The organism is Aquimarina sp. Aq78, from assembly GCF_900299525.1.
GTDB lineage: Bacteria > Bacteroidota > Bacteroidia > Flavobacteriales > Flavobacteriaceae > Aquimarina.
Map to the genome: position 1 here is coordinate 62,929 of NZ_OMKA01000029.1, position 24,182 is coordinate 87,110.

Below are 24,182 nucleotides of genomic sequence, written 5' to 3' on the forward strand. Positions count from 1 at the left end.
TTTAGTTACACTTTAAGAGATTCAATCACGTATCTGATATTACAGAATGGGGTATAGTAGGAATTAAAATTCCTTTTTGACAGGTTGTGTTTTAAAAACTTGTTGATTCTTTAATTCATATATCTCATTGCTTTCGGGGCAGACTGCAATGCCGTCTTTATCAAACTCTAAACGATGACCATACTCACTCATCCATCCAATTTGCCTGGCTGGATTTCCTACAACCAGTGCATATGGTTTTATATTTTTGGTTACAACGGCTCCGGCTCCGATAAAAGCATATGTGCCAATATCATGACCACAAACTATGGTTGCGTTTGCTCCAATCGTTGCTCCTTCACCTACGTTTGTTTTACTATATAGTCCTCTTCTATTCACTCCACTCCTAGGGTTTACAACATTAGTAAATACACACGATGGACCCAGAAATACATCATCTTCACAAACAACACCGGTATATACCGATACGTTATTTTGTATTTTTACATTATCACCTATAATAACCTGTGGAGAGATCACTACATTCTGGCCGATATTGCAATGTTTACCTATACTACAGTCAATCATAATATGAGAGAAATGCCATATTTTGGTATCGCTACCAATGTTGCATCCATGATCTATTATTGCAGTTTCATGTACATAATAGTTTAGTTTCATATATTATATTTAATTATATCTCACTTATTTATAACCACATTACAACCGAAATAGAATGTTGTAAATGATTTGCGTTTCCTGGAGTATTGTTATCCATAGAAAATTTTCCTAATGTTTGAAAATTAAGCCACATATACACCCCAAGTCTAATGTTTAAACCTAGCCCAATATTTAATGTATTATTAATAACTTCGTTAAAAAAATTTCCTCCCCATCCACCTATCAAATAACCAGTGTATTCTGCATGTCTTGGATCGTTCCAATAGTTAGATGTATAGTTTTTAACCATCAAGTCAACGGCAAAATAATTGATAGTTTCTACACTAAAAACGCTATTTATTTTTTTGCCACTCTGAAATTTATTGATTGATGTTGATAGCTCAATTCCATAATCATAATCAAACCTTTTTTCTACTGTAATTTTTAATAAGCGTGACAAATTCCAATTATCTTCAATATTGAGTAATTCATCAAAACGACTTCCAGAATTATCTACAACATTTAGCCCCAAACCTACAACCCAAGGATCCTCTTCTTGTGCATAAGCAAAAGAAAAATTTATAACAAATAAGACCAGCAACAGAAGTCGTGTCAAAATCATATTTTATGATCACCATATATGTGTTTCTTTCGTTATATTAATCAATTACAGGGGTTACAAATTGACTAATACATTTGATCGGGGTAGATCAATAAAGAATTTTTAATAATTCTTCTAAAACACTTTTAATTACTCGTGAACTATATAAATTTATTTGACAAATGTGACTAATGAGATATATCATAAACCTTGTAGCTTCTTTTTTTAAGATTTATTTAGATATCTTCTATGTAAATTTAGCAGATTTTTTTTTAAGTCAATTACTGTTTTACCGCAAAAATACAACTGCCTATAGCTATTTCATATATTTTAGACTCATATAAGTTTATGTATCAACTCTTTAAAAATCTATCATCTAATATATGACGACGGCCTTTGTTTTACAATAATAGCAAGAATATGATCAGAAATTCATTAGTATTCAACACCTTATTATATTTATTGAATTTATTTTCTTTAACTGAGAAAAGTTAAGAGGAAGATTTGCATCTATATTAGGATAATGCTTATTATCATTATTTGTTTAATTTTCAAAATTGACCTTTACAGTTTTTAAAACAAATCATGTTCTGGCCATTTAGATATCGTTATAACCTCTTTATAAAAAGCATTCCTAAATTTATCCTCGACTATATCCGGATGATGATCTGCTCTTTTATTAAATAATACAACAAAACTTAATGTATCGTTATGTCTACTAATAATTCCAGATGTGCCTGCCATAGAACCAGTATGGTACCAACTAGAAGAACCAAGATATAAATTATTAAGTAATGAATTTGAGATAATATCTGGTTTAGAGGGGTTTCTATCAATTTTGACTATAAAGCGGGCCAGATCTGTTGCAGAAGCAATCCATCCAGCGGGAGAATCCATTCGTGTAATGTTTAAGTCATAAGGATTAAAATTACCCTGATAGTATGTCACTTCATTTGGAAATCTATCATTTAAAGTATTCTTCCCAATTTTCATTTTAGAAATTCCGCATGGTTCTAGAATATTTGATTTAACGTATGCTTCATAAGAAACTTTTGTAATCTTTTCTATGATTCTTCCTAGTATACTATATCCAAAATTAAGGTAATAATATACTGAACCCGGAGGATTGGCTAACTTTCTACGTAATACCATATCAGTTATCAACTCATCCAAAGGTTTATTAAAATCCGAAAACATGGGATCATTTGGAGAGTTCTCCCAACCAGATTCATGGTTTAAAAGCTGTCTAACAGTAATTAATTCTTTATTAGAATTAGCAGGTGGGGCTCCATAATCGTTTCCTAAAACCCCATCTGGTCCAAAAACTTTCTGATCAAGAGATAACAAACCATCTTCAACTAATTTTAGAATAGCAATTGCAGTAATAGGTTTTGATATACTTGCTATTCTATACAGGTCATGGTTAGCTGCTTTTTTATTAATTATTTTATTAGAATAGCCAAAAGAATTGGCATACACAAGCTTTTCATTTCTAATAACTGCGATACTGGCACCAGGAATATTATATGTAACCATTTGATTTTTCACAACGCTATCTAATCCTTCAAAAATTGGATTTGAATTGACAGGTAAATCATCATCTTTTTGGCAGTTAACAAATAATATAAGACTAATTAATCCTACAATCAATCGAATTGATAATAGTTTGACATTCATAGAAGTGTTTTTTTATGCTATGACTTCTATAAATCTAATCATTTATTTCTTAAGTGTTTTTCAGTAAAAAAGAAGCTGTACAATCAACGAATTATATTCTAATGAAGCATCCTAGAATTCAATTACCGTCTAAGCTTCTCCTGTAGGGCCAAAATTCATCGGAATAGGTGCTTGTTCATAATCTTTAATTTCTCCATGAGCAGCTTCAAATCGATTTACATTATCACTAAGCGCTTTTAATAATCTTTTGGCATGCTGCGGAGTTAAAATAATTCTGCTTTTCACCTTACTTTTTGGTCTACCCGGCATAATGTTCACGAAATCAACTACAAATTCTGAAACTGAATGGTTAATAATTGCAAGATTACTATAGGTCCCGTCTGCAACATCTTCATCTAGCTCTATATTCAATTGATTTTGTTTCTGATTTTTATTATCTGCCATATCTAATTTTATTTTAGAATCGTTTGATCAAAAAAAAGCCTGCCTAAAAAGGCAGGCTATTTATATTAGTTATAATTAACTTCTTGTCGCTGTTCCATTCGTTCTTCAAACTCTTCGTTTGAACCAACAATGATACTTTCATAGTCTCTCATTCCTGTTCCTGCTGGTATTCTATGTCCAACAATCACGTTCTCTTTAAGACCTTCAAGGTCATCAATTTTACCGCTTACAGCAGCTTCATTTAACACTTTTGTTGTTTCCTGGAATGACGCTGCAGAGATAAAGGACTTAGTTTGTAGCGAAGCTCTTGTAATACCTTGCAGTATTGGAGTCGCTGTAGCAGGAGAAACATCTCTTGCAGTAACTAGGTTTTTATCATCTCTACGTAAAGCAGAATTTTCATCTCTTAAATCACGTGGAGAAATTATCTGTCCTTCTTTAAGGTTTTCACTATCTCCCGAATCTTCAACAACCTTCATTCCGAAGATCTCATCATTTTCTTCGATAAAATCAGCTTTATGTACTAATTGATTCTCAAGGAAAATAGTATCTCCCGGATCCTGAATTCTTACTTTACGCATCATTTGACGTACTACTACTTCAAAATGCTTATCATTAATTTTCACACCCTGTAATCGATATACTTCTTGTACTTCATTAACCAAATACTGCTGTACTGCAGAAGGGCCTTTGATTTTAAGTATATCTTCTGGCGTAGTAGATCCATCTGATAATGGCATTCCTGCACGAACATAATCATTTTCCTGAACAAGAATTTGATTAGAAAGTTTTACAAGATACTTTTTAATTTCTCCTATTCTGGATTCTACGATAATCTCACGATTACCACGTTTGATTTTTCCAAATGATACTACACCATCAATTTCACTAACCACAGCTGGGTTAGAAGGGTTACGTGCTTCGAATAATTCTGTTACTCTTGGAAGACCTCCTGTAATATCACCTGCTTTGGCAGACTTACGAGGAATCTTAACCAAGATTTTACCTACCTTAATCTTATCATTATCATCCACCATAAGGTGAGCTCCAACTGGTAAGTTATAAGAACGTAGCACTTCATCTCCTTTTCCTAATACATGTAATGTTGGTATCTTTTTCTTATCACGAGATTCAGAAATTACTTTTTCCTGGAAACCAGTTTGTTCATCAATCTCTACTTGATAAGTAATACCTTGTTCAATATTTTCATATCGTACTTTACCAGCAAACTCAGAGATAATCACTCCATTATATGGATCCCACTGACAGATTACATGTTCTTCACCTATTTTATCTCCGTCCTGAATAAATAATTGAGAACCGTAAGGAATTAAGTTTGTACTTAAGACAATCTTAGTTTTTGGATCAATGATTTTAACTTCTGATGTACGAGAAATTACTACATCGATCTCATTACCCTCACCATCTTCTCCTTTAACAGTTTTAAGCTCTTCAATTTCAGCTTTACCGGCAAATTTAGATTTTAATTGATTTTCTTCAGAAATGTTACCTGCAATACCTCCCACGTGGAATGTACGTAATGTAAGCTGTGTACCAGGCTCTCCAATAGATTGAGCAGCTACAACACCAACGGCTTCACCACGCTGTACTGTTTTTCCAGTGGCAAGGTTACGACCATAACATTTTACACAAATTCCTTTCTTTGCTTCACATGTAAGTGCAGAACGAACTTCTACAGATTCTACAGGAGAATTCTCAATAATCTTAGCAACTTCATCATTAATTTCTACACCAGCTTCTGCTAATACTTCTTGAGTTAATGGATTAATAACATCCTGCAACGAAGTTCTTCCTACTATTCTAGCAGCAAGTCCTTCTATGATTTCCTCATTTTTCTTTAACGGGGTTACTTCTACACCTCTAAGCGTACCACAATCCTCTATATTAACAATAACATCCTGAGCAACATCAACCAAACGACGTGTAAGATATCCTGCATCCGCAGTTTTAAGAGCGGTATCTGCAAGACCTTTACGAGCACCGTGAGTAGAAATAAAGTACTCAAGGATAGAAAGTCCTTCTTTAAAGTTAGAAAGAATTGGGTTTTCAATAATTTCTCCACCAGCAGAACTTGCTTTCTTCGGTTTCGCCATCAATCCACGCATTCCGGTTAACTGACGAATCTGTTCTTTAGATCCCCTTGCACCAGAGTCAAGCATCATATACACCGAATTGAATCCTTGTTGATCTTCACGAATACGCTTCATAGACAATTCTGTCAACTCAGCATTTGTAGATGTCCAGATATCAATTACCTGATTATAACGCTCATTATTGGTAATAAGACCCATATTATAGTTTGCTACAATATTGTCTACCTGTGAATTTGCATCAGCAATCATGGTATGTTTCTCTTTAGGAATAATAATATCTCCTAAACTGAATGATAATCCTCCCTGGAATGCAAAATTATATCCTAATGTTTTGATTTCATCTAAGAATTCTGCTGTTTCAGGAACACTTGTTACTTTCAAAATACCTCCGATAATATCCCTAAGTGATTTTTTCGTCAATACTTCGTTAATATATCCTGCTTTTTCAGGAACTTTCTCATTAAATAAAACTCTACCTGTAGTAGTTTCTATTATTTTAGTTACTAGTTCTCCTTCTTCAATATCTTGAGTTCTAACTTTGATATTAGCATTAATATCTAATCTCTTTTCATTATAAGCTATAACTACTTCTTCTGGAGAGTAGAACGTTAAGTCTTCTCCTTTTATTTCTAATTCTGGAGTAGATCTACGAGACTTAGTCATATAATAAAGACCCAAGACCATATCCTGAGAAGGAACTGTTACTGGTGATCCATTAGCAGGGTTAAGAATGTTGTGTGATGCTAACATCAACAACTGAGATTCTAAAATTGCTTCTGGTCCTAATGGTAAGTGCACTGCCATTTGATCTCCATCAAAATCGGCATTAAATGCAGTACAAACCAATGGGTGTAACTGTATTGCTTTACCTTCAATAAGTTTAGGCTGAAATGCCTGTATACCCAGACGGTGAAGCGTAGGAGCACGGTTTAGTAATACCGGATGTCCTTTTAAGACATTCTCTAAGATATCCCAAACTACAGGCTCTTTTCTATCTATAATTTTCTTTGCAGATTTTACTGTCTTTACAATACCACGTTCGATCAGTTTTCTGATTACAAATGGTTTATAAAGTTCTGCAGCCATATTCTTTGGAAGACCACATTCGAATAATTTCAATTCTGGTCCAACAACAATCACAGAACGTGCTGAATAATCCACACGTTTACCAAGTAAGTTCTGACGGAAACGTCCTTGCTTACCTTTTAAAGAATCAGATAATGATTTTAACGGTCTGTTAGAATCTGTTTTAACAGCAGAAGCCTTACGTGTATTATCAAATAATGAATCTACAGACTCCTGAAGCATACGCTTTTCGTTACGTAAAATAACTTCTGGAGCTTTAATTTCCATCAAACGCTTCAAACGATTATTACGTATAATCACACGACGATACAAATCATTTAAATCTGAAGTTGCAAAACGACCTCCATCAAGTGGCACCAAAGGACGTAATTCTGGTGGAATTACCGGTACAACTTTTAGAACCATCCATTCTGGATTGTTTTCTCTATTTTTATTTGCATCACGGAAAGACTCAACAACCTGAAGACGTTTTAATGCTTCTGTTTTACGTTGTTTAGACGTTTCGTTATTTGCTTTATGTCTTAGTTCATAAGATAGTGCATCAAGATCAATTCTTCTTAAGATCTCGATAAGACACTCTGCTCCCATCTTTGCGATAAACTTATTAGGGTCTGTATCATCAAGATATAGATTTTCTTGAGGAAGGCTATCTAAAATATTTAAATATTCTTCTTCTGTAAGGAAGTCCATTTTCTGAACAGCTTCACCTTCTTCGTTTTTGGCAATACCAGGTTGAATTACTACGTAACGTTCGTAGTAAATAATCATATCTAATTTCTTAGATGGAAGTCCTAATAAATATCCTATTTTATTTGGTAAAGAACGGAAATACCAGATGTGTGCCACAGGAACAACTAAGTTAATGTGCCCTACTCGGTCTCTACGAACTTTCTTTTCGGTAACTTCTACTCCACATCGATCACAAACAATACCTTTGTAACGAATTCTTTTATATTTACCACAAGCACATTCAAAGTCCTTTACAGGTCCAAAAATACGCTCACAGAACAAACCATCACGCTCGGGTTTGTGAGTACGATAATTGATAGTTTCGGGTTTTAGCACTTCTCCCTGAGATGCCGCTAAAATTGACTCAGGAGATGCTAAACCTATAGAGATTTTGTTAAATCTCTTTACTGTATTCTTATCATTATTTCTTGCCATAATATATGGTTGCTAAAGAATTATTGTAATTTAAAATTGAATAGTTTTATGTTTCATTCGTACCCTTCGACTTCTCTCAGGGTACGAATTAGCATTTACTATTCTTCTAATCTGATATCCAGACCCAGACCTTTTAATTCGTGCATTAATACATTAAAAGATTCTGGTAATCCTGGTTCTGGCATAGGTTCACCTTTAACAATACTTTCGTATGTCTTAGCTCTTCCTATAACATCATCAGATTTTACCGTCAATATCTCACGTAAGGTTGCAGAAGCACCATAAGCTTCTAGCGCCCAAACTTCCATCTCTCCAAAACGCTGACCTCCAAATTGAGCCTTACCACCAAGTGGTTGTTGAGTAATCAACGAGTAAGGACCTATAGAACGTGCATGCATCTTATCATCTACCATGTGACCAAGCTTAAGCATGTAAATCACACCTACAGTAGCTGGCTGGTGGAAACGATCTCCCGTTCCTCCATCATAAAGATAGGTATGTCCAAATCTTGGAATTCCCGCTTCATCTGTAAATTCATTAATCTGATCTAAAGATGCTCCATCAAAAATCGGGGTAGCATATTTTCTACCTAATTTTTGTCCGGCCCATCCTAATACTGTTTCATAAATCTGACCAATGTTCATACGAGATGGTACCCCAAGTGGATTTAATACGATATCTACTGGTGTTCCATCTTCTAAGAATGGCATATCTTCTTCTCTTACAATACGAGCAACAATACCTTTGTTACCGTGACGACCTGCCATCTTATCACCTACTTTTAGCTTACGTTTCTTAGCGATATAAACTTTAGCAAGTTTTATAATTCCAGAAGGTAATTCATCTCCTACAGAGATTGTAAATTTCTCTCTTCGAAGATTACCTTGTAAATCATTTTCTTTAATCTTGTAGTTATGGATAAGATCCGCAACCATACTATTTAAAGCATCATCGGTAGTCCATGTTCCTTTAGTAAGGTGAGCATAATCATCAACACTATTAAGCATTTTCTGAGTATACTTTTTACCTTTAGGAAGCACTTCTTCTCCTAGGTCGTTCATAACTCCCTGAGAAGTTTTACCACCAACGATAGCAAATAATTTGTCTACCAATTCAGATTTTAGTAATTCGAATTTTGTATCGTATGATCTTTCTAAAGTCTCAATATCTTCTTTATCCTGAGAACGTTTTCTCTTATCTTTTATAGCACGGGCAAATAATTTTTTATCAATTACCACACCATGTAAAGAAGGAGAAGCTTTTAAAGAAGCATCTTTAACATCTCCTGCTTTATCTCCAAAGATTGCTCTTAACAGTTTCTCTTCTGGAGTAGGATCACTTTCTCCTTTCGGAGTAATTTTCCCAATAAGAATATCCCCTGGTTTGATTTCTGCACCAACACGGATCATTCCGTTTTCATCAAGATCTTTAGTAGCTTCTTCTGAAACGTTAGGAATATCATTAGTTAATTCTTCATTACCTAATTTAGTATCTCTAACCTCAAGAGAATATTCATCAATATGAATCGAAGTAAAGATATCTTCTCGTACTACTTTTTCAGAAATCACAATCGCATCCTCAAAGTTATACCCTTTCCAAGGCATAAAGGCTACTTTCATATTTCTACCAAGTGCAAGTTCTCCTTTTTCTGTAGCGTATCCTTGACATAATACTTGACCTTTTTTAACACGATCGCCAACATTAACGATTGGTTTAAGGTTTATATTAGTACCTTGATTCGTTTTACGGAATTTTATTAATTCATATGTTTTAGAATCACTATCAAAGCTTACCATTCTCTGCTCCTCTGTTCTATCGTACTTAATGGTAATCTTTTGTGCATCTACATATTCAACTACTCCTTCTCCTTCAGCATTAATCAATACTCTAGAATCCGAAGCTACCTGACGTTCTAATCCTGTACCTACAATAGGAGCATCAACTCTTAATAATGGCACTGCCTGGCGCATCATGTTTGATCCCATCAATGCACGGTTTGCATCATCATGTTCTAAGAACGGAATTAAAGATGCAGAAATAGATGCTATTTGATTAGGAGCAACATCGGCATAATTTACATTAGTTGGATCAATTACCGGGAAATCACCTTCCATACGAGCAATTACCTTATCTGTAGTAATATTTCCTTCATCGGTCATAGGAATGTTAGCTTGCGCTATCAATTTCTCCTCTTCCTCTTCTGCACTTAAATATCTATATTCTGCTACATCAACCTTACCATCAGTAACTTTACGATATGGAGTTTCTAAGAATCCCATAGAGTTTACTTTAGCAAAAACGGCTAATGATGATATTAAACCAATATTTGGTCCTTCAGGAGTTTCAATTGGACACAAACGACCATAATGCGTATAATGTACATCTCGAACCTCAAATCCAGCACGTTCTCTTGATAAACCTCCAGGCCCAAGAGCAGAAAGTCTACGCTTATGTGTAATCTCTGCTAATGGATTTGTTTGATCCATAAATTGAGATAGCTGATTTGTACCAAAGAACGAATTAATTACAGATGATAAGGTTTTAGCATTGATCAAATCAATTGGTGTAAATACCTCGTTATCTCTAACATTCATACGCTCACGGATGGTACGAGCCATACGTGCCAAACCAACACCAAACTGTTGTGATAATTGTTCTCCCACTGTTCTAACACGACGGTTAGAAAGGTGATCGATATCATCAATTTCAGCTTTAGAATTAATTAACTCTATTAAGTATTTTATGATGGTAATAATATCTTCTTTGGTAAGCACTTGCTTATCCATTGCGATATCAAGTCCCAATTTCTTATTCATTCTATAACGACCTACTTCACCAAGGTTGTAACGTTGATCAGAGAAGAATAACTTGTCAATAATACCTCTTGCAGTTTCTTCATCAGGCGGTTCTGCATTACGTAATTGACGGTATATATGTTCTACCGCTTCTTTTTCAGAGTTGGTAGGATCTTTTTGTAAAGTATTATGGATAATTGCATAATCTCCTTTTTGATTATCTTCTTTATGAAGCAAAATAGTTTTTGCTCCAGAATCTATAATCTCGTCAAGGTGATCTTTATCCAAAATAGTATCACGGTCTAAAACGATCTCATTACGCTCAATAGATACAACTTCTCCTGTATCTTCATCCACAAAATCTTCATGCCATGTATTCAATACACGAGCTGCTAACTTACGTCCTAAAACTTTTTTCAATCCGGATTTAGAAACTTTTACCTCTTCTGCAAGGTCAAATATTTCTAAAATATCTTTATCACGTTCAAAACCAATTGCACGGAAAAGCGTAGTTACCGGTAATTTTTTCTTTCTATCGATATAAGCGTACATTACACTATTGATATCGGTAGCAAATTCTATCCAAGAACCTTTAAAAGGAATTACTCTTGCAGAATATAATTTAGTTCCATTGGCATGGAATGATTGTCCAAAGAATACTCCTGGCGAACGGTGTAATTGAGATACGACTACTCGCTCTGCCCCATTAATACAAAAAGTACCGCTGGGTGTCATATAAGGAATTGTACCTAGGTACACATCCTGAACAATAGTCTCAAAATCTTCGTGTTCTGGATCTGTACAGAATAATTTTAGACGGGCTTTTAAAGGTACACTATAGGTAAGACCTCTTTCTATACACTCCTGCAGATCATATCTTGGAGGGTCTACAAAGTAATCTAAAAACTCTAGTACAAATTGATTACGAGTATCCGTAATCGGGAAGTTTTCCATGAAGGTATTATATAAACCTTCGTTTCCTCTTTCTTCAGATTTTGTTTCTAGTTGAAAGAAATCCTGGAAGGATTTGATCTGAATATCTAGGAAGTCAGGATAATCAGGTCTATTCTTTACAGAAGAGAAATTCAATCTTTCAGTTTGCGTTGCTAACATCAATGGACGGAATTAAATTAAAATTTAAAAAAGGGTGCGTATTTTACAACTTAATGTTTATATACGCAAAATGGTTTAGACCTCATCAGGCATCATTGCATGATGGGTCTAAACCTATATGTCAATATATGGTAAGCTTACTTAAGCTCAACCTCAGCTCCAGCCTCTTCTAATTGTGCTTTAAGAGCTTCTGCTTCATCTTTAGATATTCCTTCTTTGATTGCTTTAGGAGCTTCATCAACTAATCCTTTAGCATCTTTAAGACCAAGACCAGTAAGTTCTTTTACAAGTTTCACAACAGCTAGTTTAGCACCACCTGCAGCCTTAAGGATTACATCAAATTCTGTTTTTTCTTCAGCAGCATCTCCACCAGCAGCACCACCGCCAGCAGCTACAGCTACTGCAGCAGCAGCAGGTTCGATACCGTATTCTTCTTTTAATATATCAGCTAATTCATTAACTTCTTTTACTGTTAAGTTAACTAATTGTTCTGCGAAATCTTTTAAATCTGCCATTTTCTATCGTTTTAAATAATTTTTTTTAATTGAAATATAATTGTTAAAAAGTGCGTACACTACTATTAATTATCCTTCTTTTTCGGATAATGTTTTAAGGATACCGGCTATAGTACCACCACTTGACTTTAATGCTGAAATAACATTCTTAGCAGGTGACTGTAATAGACCAATAATGTCTCCGATAACTTCTTCTTTAGATTTAATATTAACTAAAGCGTCTAAGTTTTCATCACCAACATATACTGCCTCTTCTATAAATGCTCCTTTTAATACAGGTTTTTCGGATTTCTTACGAAACTCCTTAATAACCTTTGCTGGTGCATTACCGGTTTCAGCAAACATAATGGATGTATTACCTTTTAATGTTGTTGGTAATTCTCCAAAATCTTTATCTGAATTCTCCATTGCTTTTGCAAGGAGTGTGTTCTTAACTACTTTTAATGATACATTAGCTTTAAAACAAGCTCTACGTAAATTTGAAGTTGTTCCTGCATCTAAACCTGAAATATCAGCTAAATAGATATTAGTGTTATCAGCTAACTGAGCAGTTAAGTCATCAATTACTAGTGATTTTTCTTCTCTTGTCATAATTACCCAGCATAGTTTTTAGTATCAATCTCTACACCAGGACTCATTGTAGAAGATATATATATTGACTTAATATATATTCCTTTTGCAGTCTGTGGTTTCAACTTTACTAATGTTGTTAATAATTCTTTAGCATTTCCAGCTATTTTATCGGCGTCGAAAGAAGATTTACCTATTGCTGCGTGAACAATACCAGTTTTATCTACTTTAAAATCAATTTTACCAGCCTTTACATCAGAAACTGCTTTTGCAACATCCATAGTTACTGTTCCTGTTTTTGGGTTAGGCATTAATCCACGAGGTCCTAATACTCTACCCAATGGTCCTAATTTACCCATAACACTAGGCATAGTGATGATTACATCAACATCTGTCCATCCGCCTTTGATTTTATCAAGATATTCATCAAGACCAACGAAATCAGCGCCAGCTTCTTTTGCTTCAGCTTCTTTATCTGGTGTTACTAATGCTAATACTTTAACATCTTTTCCTGTTCCGTGAGGTAATGTTACCACACCACGTACCATTTGATTCGCTTTACGTGGATCTACGTTCAAACGAACAGCAAGATCTACAGAAGCATCAAAATTTACGCTTGTTATTTCTTTTATTAAAGAAGAAGCTTCTTCTACCGAATATGCTTTGTTGCTATCAACCTTAGCTTTCGCTTCTTTTTGCTTTTTAGTTACTTTTGCCATTTTGTAAACGTTTTTGGATTAAAAAGGAGCTTGTCCTTTTACAGTTACACCCATTGAACGAGCGGTACCAGCAATCATTTTCATAGCAGACTCTACAGTAAATGCATTTAAATCCTGCATTTTATCTTCTGCGATTGCACGAACTTGATCCCAAGTAACACTAGCTACTTTTTTACGATTAGGCTCTCCAGAACCTTTTTTCTGTTTTGCTGCTTCCAGTATCTGAACAGCTGCTGGTGGAGTTTTAATAACAAAGTCAAAAGACTTGTCTGTGTACACATTAATTACAACTGGTAATACTTTACCCGCTTTATCTTGTGTTCTACCATTGAATTGCTTACAGAATTCCATGATATTTACTCCGGCAGCACCTAAAGCAGGTCCAACTGGTGGGGATGGGTTTGCCGCTCCTCCACGCACTTGTAATTTTACTACTTTACCTATCTCTTTTGCCATTTTTCTAATTTTAAATTAGAATTGTTCTATAAGTGGAAGCAAAAGAACAACTCTGGATCTATAATGTAACAATTATTATATTTTTTCTACTTGCATATAACTTAATTCTAATGGTGTTTTTCTTCCGAAAATTTTAACCATTACTTCAAGTTTACGCTTCTCTTCATTTACTTTTTCAACAGTACCATTAAATCCATTAAATGGTCCATCGATAACTTTTACTGTTTCTCCTACTGTATAAGGAATCGCAACATTATCAGTTTTAACTGCAAGTTCATCGACCTTACCTAACATTCTATTAATTTCTGCCTTTCTTAGCGGCACAGGATCTCCTCCTTTTACTTCACCAAGAAAACCTATTACACCATTAATAGATTTAATTATATGTGGTATTTCTCCAGAAAGGTTAGCTTCTATCATAACATAACCAGGAAAATACACTCTTTCTTTATTTATTTTTTTTCCATTACGGATTTGCACTACTTTTTCTGTAGGAACAAGAATCTGCGAAACATAATCTTCAAGTCCCATATGAGCAATCTCACGCTCAATATAGTCTTTAACTTTATTTTCCTGACCGCTTACCGCTCTTACCACGTACCATTTCTTCGTATTATCTACTTCAGCCATTTTAACAATTTAAGATTTAACTAAAGAAAAATAATATTCTATCACATTACTAAATGCAGTATCTATACCCCATATAACTAGGGAAAAAATAACCGAAAAAACGATTACAATCAAAGTAAGTCTTTGTGCTTCTGCCCAAGGGGTCCAAGTCACATGATTCTTTAACTCGTTATATGATTCTGCAATGTAATTTACTAGTCCAGCCATCTTATTTATTTTTTAAACGAATTAAAACAAATTTTAATTTCGTTATAAAACTCATTATTACAACAATCGATATCGTACTATAAACAATATTGATTGACTTTGCACGGGTTGAGAGACTCGAACTCCCGACACCTGGTTTTGGAGACCAGTGCTCTACCAACTGAGCTAAACCCGTAACATAAGTCAAGGTATTCGTATCAACGAATACCTTAACTTTTATATACTATATTGTATTAGTCTAAAATTTCAGTTACCTGACCGGCACCTACTGTTCTACCACCCTCACGGATTGCAAAACGAAGACCTACATTCATTGCAATAGTCTGAATTAGCTCAACAGTAATTGTTAAGTTATCTCCAGGCATTACCATTTCAACTCCATCAGGAAGAGCAATATTTCCTGTTACATCAGTTGTACGTACATAAAACTGAGGACGGTAGTTATTATGGAATGGAGTGTGACGTCCACCTTCTTCTTTCTTAAGGATATACACCTCAGCTTTGAATTTTTTATGTGGAGTTACAGAACCAGGCTTAGTGATTACCATACCACGAGAAATTTGAGTTTTCTCAATTCCTCTTAATAAGATACCAGCATTATCTCCAGCCTCACCTCTATCAAGGATCTGACGGAACATTTCGATACCAGTTATAGTAGAAGTAAGCTTTTCAGCTCCCATACCAATAATCTCTACTGGATCTCCTGTATTAGCGATTCCTGTTTCTATACGACCTGTAGCAACAGTACCACGACCAGTAATAGAAAATACATCTTCAATCGGCATTAAGAAATCTTTCTCAACATCACGCTTTGGTAACTCGATCCAATCATCTACAGCAGCCATAAGCTCCATCACAGTATCAACCCATTTTTGTTCTCCATTAAGAGCTCCAAGTGCAGATCCAGAAATTACAGGACCATTATCACCGTCATACTCATAGAAAGAAAGAAGATCTCTTACTTCCATTTCAACAAGCTCTAATAATTCCTCATCATCAACCATATCCACTTTATTAAGGAATACAACGATTCTAGGAATACCTACCTGGCGACCTAAAAGTATATGTTCACGTGTTTGTGGCATAGGACCATCTGTAGCAGCAACTACTAAGATCGCTCCGTCCATTTGAGCAGCACCAGTAACCATGTTCTTTACATAATCGGCGTGACCTGGACAATCAACGTGTGCATAATGACGATTCTCCGTTTGATACTCAACATGAGATGTATTAATAGTAATACCTCTTTCTTTTTCTTCAGGAGCGTTATCGATTTGATCGAAATCTCTTGCTTCAGAAAGACCTGCATCTGCTAATACTTTAGTAATCGCAGCAGTTAAAGTCGTTTTACCGTGATCAACGTGTCCAATAGTACCAATATTTAAGTGCGGTTTGGAACGATCAAAAGTTTCCTTTGCCATAATTAATTTATTTAATCTAAGTTATATATTAGTGTTCAATTTAAAATTCTGAACCTAGAGCCAATGACGAGATTTGAACTCGTGACCTCTTCCTTACCAAGGAAACGCTCTACCCCTGAGCTACACCGGCTTTTTACACGAGTATAATGACAAATCAGAGCACTTTCATTAGCATAAGAAAGGAATCCGATCAATCATTACATTTATGTTAAAAATCCAACCTTAATTAGTTCATAATTAAGATTTGCTCTATTTTAAAGCTAAAAACCCCAAAAATAAGGCTTCACTCTCTATGCAAGTTTTTCATCCTGCTTTCTTTTACCGAACATATAAAATTCAAAGAAAATCATTTATCGGTTAAAGAAAATTCTTAGAGCGGGAGACCAGGTTCGAACTGGCGACATTCAGCTTGGAAGGCTGACGCTCTACCAACTGAGCTACTCCCGCTTTTAGTCCTGAACATAAAGGATCAGAACAGAATTTTATTTTTAACTTCTTAAAAAAAAAGCATCTTTAATCAATGCTAATTTTTAAATTATGTGGGGAGAGCAGGATTCGAACCTGCGAAGACGTAGTCAGCAGATTTACAGTCTGCCCTCGTTGGCCGCTTGAGTATCTCCCCAATTAAAAAAATTCAATATTTTAAAATGAACTTATTGAATTTTGAGTGCGCAAAAATAGTCATTTATTTTACAATTCAAAATTCTATTCAAAAAGCTTTCCTTTTTATTAAAAAAATTAGCTTTTTTAGAGCCGATGGAGGGACTCGAACCCACGACCTGCTGATTACAAATCAGCTGCTCTAGCCAGCTGAGCTACATCGGCTTTTCACTATGTTTTAGAACATAAAAAAGTCCGCTATTTCTAACGGACTGCAAATGTATAGAATTTATTTCTTTCACAAAACTATTTTTCAAAAAAAATAATCAAACATGTGTATTTAATTTTTCTTTACGTTTTCTAAGCTGTCTTTCTAATGAACTAACACACTCATCCACACCTTCTTCGAAAGATTTATTAACTTTCTTGATTATAAATTCATCTCCTGGCACACTTAACAAAATCTCTGTAATTTTATTTTCTTTACCACTTGTATTCATAACTTTCAAAAATACATCTGCGTGAATTATTCGATTAAAATGAGTCTCTAACTTATCTAATTTAGTTTGAGTAAAATCCACTAACTTTTGATCTGCATTAAAATTTACGGACTGCAAGTTCACTTTCATAGGTTGTTAGTTTTATTAGGTTGAACAAAATTTTAAGCCAAAAAAGATTGATAAAGCTAACAACTCATCTTTTATTTTTTATTTCTTGGATGAGATTGCTTATATACTTTTGTTAACTGAGCTACACTATGATGAGTATATATCTGAGTAGCAGCTAAACTGGAATGTCCAAGCAATTCTTTTACAGCATTTAGGTTTGCCCCTTCATTTAGCAAATGTGTCGCAAAAGAATGTCTTAAAATATGCGGACTCTTTTTTACTTTAGAAGATGCCTTACTAAAATAACTATTTATAATGCGATATACAAGTGTTTCGTAGATTTTAACTCCTTTTTTTGTCAAAAGCAAAAAGGAAGGTTCCTGACTTGTAATCAAATCAGATCTTACGGTCAAATACAACCTTAACGTATCACAAACCGACGAAAGAAGCGGCAAATATCTTTCTTTATTACGTTTCCCTAAAACTTTTATTTGCTTCCTATTTATATCTATATCAGACAGCTTAAGATCCACTAATTCAATTCTTCTTATCCCTGTAGCATAAAAAAGCTCTACAATCAACCTATCCCTAACACTCTCAAAATCCCGATCATCTGTCAAACCTCTCAAAACATCTTCTACTTCTTGTGCAGAAAATGGTATTTGGAGCTTTTTAGGCGCTTTTAAAGCTTGATGTTTTGCCAGAGGGTTCTTATCTATTTGTTCTGACTTAAGCAAAAACTTATAATACGTTTTTAGAGAGGATACTTTTCTATTTATCGTTCGATTAGAAATATTATCATTAACAAGACTAACAATCCAGGAACGAATCTGAGCATAGTTTGCTTCGGCTATCTCAGAAGTATTATATTCTATCTGATAGAACTCTAAAAAAGATAGTAAATCTGCTTTATAAGCCGTTACTGTATGCTTAGAATAATTTTTTTCGTGAAGTAAATATTCTATAAATTCAGAAATAAACATAAAAAAACCGTTAGAAAACAAAAGTATAAAACTTTTGGCATCCTAACGGTTAAAATTTATACTGAAAAACGGCATCTAGCTTCTTACAATAAAGAAACATTATAAAGACAACGTTATTTACTTTTAAATTTCTTCTTGATCTCTTAAGTGTTGAATATATTGCGCTTTTTGAATCTGCGCTCTTCTTTCAACAGAAGGTTTTGAAAACGCTTGGCGTTTACGAAGCTGACGCATCGTTCCTGTTCGATCAAATTTTCGCTTAAAACGTTTTAACGCTCTATCTATATTTTCTCCGTCTTTAACTGGTATAATTAACATAGTGGCACCTCCTTTCTTTAGAAATAATTAGTGTGCAAAGATAATACAAAACTATTATCCACAAAGTTTTCTTCAATAATATTTAATATTATTTCAAAGACCAAACAGAATAGCCTTTTGGTGGTGCCTGAATCTTAACCCATTTATCTCCCTGAGTAGTTGGCTCCCATCCCGAATGGCCCGTATAGTCTTTAATTTTATTATTTGACCAATTTGTCTGGATCCATCTTTCTTGCCATGAATTTGAATTATTAATATAAACCACTAAACCATTTTTACCACCTCCTCCATTTCTTCTAGCGATATACTCGTCATTATCTGTCCAAAGATTTGTTGTGTTTCCACCTGCAAGATTGTTATGAATCCAAATTAGATTATTCATTTTATTTTTATCCAACCAATCCTCATAATCTCTATAAAAAATCGTGGGATATCCTTCATGAGTTAAAATGTATGCATAGGCTAGCATTTTTCCGTTTAAAATTTTCGTGTTTTCCCTTTCAGTATCATGATTTGACACAAAAGTTACTGCTCTCATACCATTTCTCTTCCACATCATATCTCCACTTAATTTATTTAAATCATTTCCTTCGAAAGCATCAACCATTCTATAAAAACAAGCAAAATCGAAAACATTTGCTTCAGCTTGCTGAGACCACGAATCCAACGTTCCTGCATTCCCATCCCAATATTCTCCTACAGTAAATCCACCTACTGCATTTTTCCAGTCTTTTACTACCCAAGGTTCGAATCCTTTTACATAATCAAACCTCCAACCATCAAACTTCATTGTATTTTTATAGTATTTGGCTACAGAATTTGATCGTTTCCACAACCAATCTTGCACATAACTTTTGTGATGACAAATATCGGCAAAACCTCCAAAAACCCCAGAATCATTATTATGGTAATCATTTGGGTGAAAATCATACTGGGTTCTTTCAAATAATCCAGATTGGGGGTTATAGTCTGTATATGTATTAGAGTTAGTAAAAATATTAGCTTCAGAATCTCCTCCGCTATTATGATTGATTACTATATCAGCAATTACACTTAGGCTATTATTATGTGCAGCAGTAATTAAACTGGTTAATTCTGAGCGCGAACCAAATCTGGTTTCGGTAGTCCCCATTTGATTATACTCACCAAAATCATAAAAGTCAAAAGGATCGTACCCCATTGTGGTTGCTCCTCCATGACCTTTACTTACTGGCGGTAACCAGATTGCATCAATACCTGCATTGCTCCAACTTCCTACTTTTCCTTTTACAACATTCCACCAGGTACCTCCTGCAGGCACATCCCAATAGAAGGCTTGCATCATTACTCCCGAACCAATTTGTTTTAGTGCTTTTGAAGAGGCTTCTTCTTGCAGATCTACAGCCTCTGGCTCTGCTACGTCTAAAACTTCGTCTTTACTACAACTTATAAACAAAAACGTTATAGTGAGAAGTCCATAAAAAAATGTTTTGATTTTCATAATTAGCTAATATTTGTGTTAAATTTTTATCAAATTAAGTATTTTATAAAAGCCGAAAACGATTGAAATTTCACGCAAACGTTTGCGTGTTGATAAAACTTTAAACTTCATTATTTTTTACAAGTAAAAAACATCAATCTACATTATATATTCCTAAAACAATAAAAAAACCCCGAGGTTTCCCCCGAGGTTTTGGTATATAAAATTTTATCTAAAGAATCTATATTATCTACGTTGCAGCTTTATATTCTTTTTTATCAATTATAATCTTAGCAATTACTTCTCTTAATATCTCAGAAGTCCCACCTCCTATTGGGCCTAATCGACTATCTCTAAATAGCCTTGCCATTGGGTACTCTTCCATATATCCATAGCCCCCCAATAGTTGCAGACATTTGTATATTGCTTCATCAGCAATTTTGGTAGAAATTAACTTAGACATACTAGCTTCTTTTACCACATATTTTCCATCATTAAGTCGCTTAGCTACAGAATAGTTAAATTCTTTACACATTTCTACCTCACTTGCAATATCTGCAACAGTGTGCCTTAATGCTTGAAATTTATCAATTGTCTTCCCAAAAGCTTCTCGCTCAGACATATATTTTATAACATATTCTAATGCATACTCTGTTCGTGCATGTGCATTAACTCCCATTATCAACCTTTCTAAAGCAAAATGCTGCATAATATATGAAAACCCTTTGTTTTCTTCTCCCATTAGGTTGTGTGCAGGAATTTTCACATTATCAAAAGCAATTTCTCCTGTGTCAGAAGCTTTCCATCCTAACTTTTCTAATTTGGTAGCAGAAATTCCTGGAGTATCTCTATCAATAACAAAGATGCTTATTCCTTTATTTCCTAATTCGGGATTTGTTTTTGCAGCAATAACCATATAATCACTATAAACTCCATTAGTAATAAAAGTTTTAGATCCATTAATTACATAATGATCTCCTTCTTTTACTGCCGTAGTTCTCATTCCTGCAACATCAGAACCTCCAAAAGGCTCTGTAATACCTAAACATCCTATTTTCTCACCAGATATACTGGGTTTTAAGTACATTTCCTTAATTCTATGATCACCTTCTTTGTTTATATGAGTCATCGCTAAATATGCATGTGCCCATATAGCAGCAGCAAAACCACCAGAATTAATCTTTTGAAGCTCTTCTAAAAGTATCACAGTATAAAACAGATCGAGATCTAGTCCACCGTATTCTTCTGGATACGCAATTCCAAAGTACCCCATTTCACCAAATTTCTCCCAGATAAACCGGTCAATATCTCCAGTTTTTTCCCATTTGTCTATATGTGGTGTTACTTCTTTTTTCAGAAATTCCCTGAGACTTTGCCTAAATAATTCGTGTTCTTCTGTAAAATACATACTATTCATATGACAACCTTCGTTTTTTTAGTTAACATATTACTACTCATAATGACTGCTTCCTCAATACAATAAAACCTAAATCCATAAAATGGGCTTATGAATCAATTATTATTTTAATGATTTATCAAAATTCGCAGCAATTTTTTAATGATTCTTAATTCAATGTCAAATATAACTTTATTCTATCTATTTTTTTGAGAGAAAAACCCTCAATCTTTCCTAATTCATTAAAGTTTGAAATATTCCCATTGTCTTCAATAAATTCTTTAATATCCAACGCCATTTCAAAATCGAAATAAGGTATTTCTACTAATTCATTGACTGATGCAGTATTGATATTTATTTTTTTTATCTTTTTAGGAGTTTTAACAGTAAACATGGATAAAATTTTATCTTTCTGATAATCATATAGACCGTGAACATCTTCAAGTTGAATATCAAGAGTAAAACCTCCCACACTATTTCTATATCTAATTATTCTGTCTGCTACAAAATCAGGCAAACCAACACTTTGTTCAAGTTCTTCACCAGAAACCGTGTTTAAATCTTTTTTCTGATCATATGATTTAGCAGGAAATTTCTTTTTAGGGTATTTTCTATGTACTGTAGCATTACTCTTTTTTGTCCATTCTGGGAATTTAAACAAAGGAGAGATAACTGCAAGAACTGAATCTGAAACTTGGGTTACTTTTTTAAAATCAGCAATAGAATTGATCCATTTATCATCTTTTCTGTATGCATGAAGCCTATCTAGCTCTCTTGTAGAAAGTCCTAGTACATATCCTTTGTGGTCGGAAATGAAATTTGGATTAAAAGATTGTAGACGATACTCTTTTTTTTGTTGTTCGGCAATACTCTTAAGGGAGTCTATCTGTTGCTGAAAAGAGGTCAACTCAGCAAAATTATGCTTTGGCGAAGGAGATTTTGGATAAAAATAATATCCTATAAGTACAACAAATAAAATAATTGATAAAAGAAAAATCCCATTTCGAAAACGTGAATGTATTTCGAAATGGGATTTTTTATAATTCATAAAGAATAGCTTTCTTAGCTTTTAGATGCTTTTATAGCTTCAAAATATCTTGCAAGTTGTTTTTTAACTACAGGAAATAAGAAGAATAATCCAATCATATTCGGAAACACCATTGCAAAAATCATTGCATCAGAGAATGCCCAAATAGAACTCATACTAGCTGCTGCTCCAATTATCACAAAAGTTAAAAACAATAATTTATAAGTTAAATCAGCAGCTCTACCTCTACCAAATAAGAATTTCCAAGATTGTAAACCATAGTACGACCACGAAATCATAGTCGACACCGCAAACAATACTACCGCAATAGTTAAAAACACATTAGAATAAGGTATATATTTTGCAAAGGCCATAGAAGTTATTCCTGCACCTTCATAGGATACTCCATCAATAAAAACTGCTCCAGAACCATCACCTCCATACTCAAATGCTCCTCCAAAATTGAAAATAATAATTACTAATGCAGTCATTGTACATATCACTACTGTATCAATAAAAGGTTCTAGCAAAGCAACAAGCCCTTCACTGGCAGAGTATTTAGTTTTTACTGCAGAATGCGCAATAGATGCCGAACCTGCTCCTGCTTCATTAGAAAATGCAGCTCTTTTAAAACCAACTAATAAAACTCCAATAATACTTCCTACTCCAATAGCTGTTGGATTAAAAGCTTCGCTAATAATCAAACCAATAGCATCATCTACTAAAGAAAAATTACCAAAAATTATATATAAACAAGCTAACAAATATAAGATAGCCATAAAAGGAACTACCTTTTCTGTTACCGAAGCGATACGCTTAATTCCTCCAATAATAATAATTCCAACAAGAATTGCCAGGACTATTCCAATCCAAAACCCTGCTCCTGTACTTTGAAGATCTAAAAGCTCCTTCAAAACAACGGTAGCCTGATTAGATTGTGCCGCATTACCACCACCAAAAGATCCTCCTATACAAAATATAGCAAATACAATTGCTGCAATTTTCCCTAGAACTTTAAATCCTCTTTCTTTTAATCCTTTACTTAAATAATACATAGGACCTCCATATATAGTACCATCTTCTCCTACATCTCTATATTGAACTCCAAGAGTACATTCTACAAACTTAGTAGACATTCCTAATAATCCACAGATAATCATCCAAAATGTTGCTCCTGGTCCTCCAAGTGCAATTGCCAAAGCTACCCCAGCAATATTACCGTTACCCACAGTACCAGAAACTGCTGTTGCCAGTGCTTGAAAATGACTAACTTCTCCTTCCTTAGACTCATCACGTATTGTATCTTTTATATCACCATCTACCGCAGCTGATGGATCTCCTAAGCTATGTCCTTCAACATCATCATATTTACCTCGCACCACATTAATGGCTTTTCCAAAATACCTGAAATTAGGAAAACCAAAATACAAAGTAAAAAACAAGGCACTTAATACTAATAATATAATAACGAATGGAGCACCTTCAAAAACCTCAAAGAAAATTACCGCAGAGAAAAAATCGGATACAGGTTTAAAACCTTCATCTATTTTCTGATCAAGACCTTTTTCTGTGACCTCTTGTGCGAATGTTAAAAATGGAATGGTAAGTGCTAAAAGTGAAAGAAGAATTCTCTTCATGAT

The 24,182-nt window shown here is 34.2% G+C and carries 20 protein-coding genes and 5 tRNA genes; all 25 read right to left on the minus strand.

Features of this window, described 5'->3' with window-relative positions; genetic code table 11:
- Window positions 1-63: 63 nt before the first annotated feature.
- Window positions 64-660, minus strand: a complete 597-nt coding sequence (locus tag DG435_RS19775) for an acyltransferase (protein ID WP_106792256.1) — start codon at window positions 658-660, stop codon at window positions 64-66.
- A gap of 28 nt (window positions 661-688) precedes the next feature.
- Window positions 689-1,261 (minus strand): hypothetical protein, encoded by a 573-nt coding sequence (locus tag DG435_RS19780; protein ID WP_159025538.1) that lies wholly within the window; start codon window positions 1,259-1,261, stop codon window positions 689-691.
- A gap of 552 nt (window positions 1,262-1,813) precedes the next feature.
- Window positions 1,814-2,917 carry a serine hydrolase gene (locus tag DG435_RS19785; protein ID WP_106792254.1) on the minus strand — a complete coding sequence of 368 codons (1,104 nt, stop codon included), beginning with the start codon at window positions 2,915-2,917 and terminating at the stop codon, window positions 1,814-1,816.
- Window positions 2,918-3,046: 129 nt separating this feature from the next.
- On the minus strand, window positions 3,047-3,361 hold the full coding sequence (locus tag DG435_RS19790) for a DUF3467 domain-containing protein (protein WP_106792253.1): 315 nt from the start codon (window positions 3,359-3,361) through the stop codon (window positions 3,047-3,049).
- A 65-nt stretch (window positions 3,362-3,426) separates the two neighbouring features.
- Window positions 3,427-7,725 carry a DNA-directed RNA polymerase subunit beta' gene (gene rpoC / locus DG435_RS19795; RefSeq protein ID WP_106792252.1) on the minus strand — a complete coding sequence of 1,433 codons (4,299 nt, stop codon included), beginning with the start codon at window positions 7,723-7,725 and terminating at the stop codon, window positions 3,427-3,429.
- A 98-nt stretch (window positions 7,726-7,823) separates the two neighbouring features.
- Complete coding sequence (rpoB, locus tag DG435_RS19800; RefSeq protein WP_106792251.1) at window positions 7,824-11,633, minus strand: DNA-directed RNA polymerase subunit beta; 3,810 nt, start codon at window positions 11,631-11,633, stop codon at window positions 7,824-7,826.
- 137 nt (window positions 11,634-11,770) lie between these two features.
- The gene (gene rplL / locus DG435_RS19805) at window positions 11,771-12,148 is read right to left on the minus strand and encodes a 50S ribosomal protein L7/L12 (RefSeq protein ID WP_106792250.1); all 378 of its coding nucleotides are present in this window, start codon (window positions 12,146-12,148) and stop codon (window positions 11,771-11,773) included.
- Window positions 12,149-12,217: 69 nt separating this feature from the next.
- Window positions 12,218-12,739, minus strand: coding sequence for a 50S ribosomal protein L10 (gene rplJ / locus DG435_RS19810; RefSeq protein ID WP_024768884.1), 522 nt, complete (start codon window positions 12,737-12,739; stop codon window positions 12,218-12,220).
- A gap of 2 nt (window positions 12,740-12,741) precedes the next feature.
- Window positions 12,742-13,437 carry a 50S ribosomal protein L1 gene (rplA, locus tag DG435_RS19815; protein ID WP_106792249.1) on the minus strand — a complete coding sequence of 232 codons (696 nt, stop codon included), beginning with the start codon at window positions 13,435-13,437 and terminating at the stop codon, window positions 12,742-12,744.
- Window positions 13,438-13,455: 18 nt separating this feature from the next.
- The gene (gene rplK / locus DG435_RS19820) at window positions 13,456-13,893 is read right to left on the minus strand and encodes a 50S ribosomal protein L11 (protein WP_106792248.1); all 438 of its coding nucleotides are present in this window, start codon (window positions 13,891-13,893) and stop codon (window positions 13,456-13,458) included.
- 75 nt (window positions 13,894-13,968) lie between these two features.
- On the minus strand, window positions 13,969-14,523 hold the full coding sequence (gene nusG, locus DG435_RS19825; RefSeq protein WP_024768887.1) for a transcription termination/antitermination protein NusG: 555 nt from the start codon (window positions 14,521-14,523) through the stop codon (window positions 13,969-13,971).
- Window positions 14,524-14,532: 9 nt separating this feature from the next.
- A complete protein-coding gene (gene secE / locus DG435_RS19830) occupies window positions 14,533-14,730 on the minus strand; it encodes a preprotein translocase subunit SecE (RefSeq protein ID WP_101447739.1) in 198 nt (65 codons plus the stop codon).
- 102 nt (window positions 14,731-14,832) lie between these two features.
- A tRNA-Trp gene (locus DG435_RS19835) sits at window positions 14,833-14,905 on the minus strand.
- 58 nt (window positions 14,906-14,963) lie between these two features.
- Window positions 14,964-16,151: an elongation factor Tu gene (gene tuf / locus DG435_RS19840; protein WP_024768889.1), complete on the minus strand. Its 1,188-nt coding sequence runs from the start codon at window positions 16,149-16,151 to the stop codon at window positions 14,964-14,966.
- A 58-nt stretch (window positions 16,152-16,209) separates the two neighbouring features.
- Window positions 16,210-16,281: transfer RNA gene (locus DG435_RS19845), tRNA-Thr, on the minus strand.
- 244 nt (window positions 16,282-16,525) lie between these two features.
- Window positions 16,526-16,598 (minus strand) — tRNA-Gly (locus DG435_RS19850).
- Window positions 16,599-16,691: 93 nt separating this feature from the next.
- Window positions 16,692-16,773 (minus strand) — tRNA-Tyr (locus tag DG435_RS19855).
- Between the two features lie 129 nt (window positions 16,774-16,902).
- Window positions 16,903-16,976, minus strand: a tRNA-Thr gene (locus DG435_RS19860).
- Window positions 16,977-17,077: 101 nt separating this feature from the next.
- Window positions 17,078-17,380, minus strand: coding sequence for a ribosome hibernation-promoting factor, HPF/YfiA family (hpf, locus tag DG435_RS19865; protein WP_024768890.1), 303 nt, complete (start codon window positions 17,378-17,380; stop codon window positions 17,078-17,080).
- Between the two features lie 71 nt (window positions 17,381-17,451).
- Window positions 17,452-18,342, minus strand: a complete 891-nt coding sequence (locus tag DG435_RS19870; RefSeq protein WP_106792247.1) for a tyrosine-type recombinase/integrase — start codon at window positions 18,340-18,342, stop codon at window positions 17,452-17,454.
- 123 nt (window positions 18,343-18,465) lie between these two features.
- A complete protein-coding gene (rpsU, locus tag DG435_RS19875; protein WP_024768892.1) occupies window positions 18,466-18,660 on the minus strand; it encodes a 30S ribosomal protein S21 in 195 nt (64 codons plus the stop codon).
- A gap of 88 nt (window positions 18,661-18,748) precedes the next feature.
- Entirely contained in the window at window positions 18,749-20,140 is a 1,392-nt protein-coding gene (locus DG435_RS19880) for an alpha-amylase (RefSeq protein ID WP_106792246.1), read from the minus strand.
- Window positions 20,141-20,369: 229 nt separating this feature from the next.
- Window positions 20,370-21,536, minus strand: a complete 1,167-nt coding sequence (locus DG435_RS19885) for an acyl-CoA dehydrogenase family protein (protein ID WP_106792245.1) — start codon at window positions 21,534-21,536, stop codon at window positions 20,370-20,372.
- A 148-nt stretch (window positions 21,537-21,684) separates the two neighbouring features.
- Window positions 21,685-22,563, minus strand: a complete 879-nt coding sequence (locus tag DG435_RS19890) for a helix-hairpin-helix domain-containing protein (RefSeq protein WP_108840657.1) — start codon at window positions 22,561-22,563, stop codon at window positions 21,685-21,687.
- A gap of 14 nt (window positions 22,564-22,577) precedes the next feature.
- Window positions 22,578-24,179: a sodium:alanine symporter family protein gene (locus DG435_RS19895; protein ID WP_106792243.1), complete on the minus strand. Its 1,602-nt coding sequence runs from the start codon at window positions 24,177-24,179 to the stop codon at window positions 22,578-22,580.
- Window positions 24,180-24,182 lie beyond the last annotated feature (3 nt).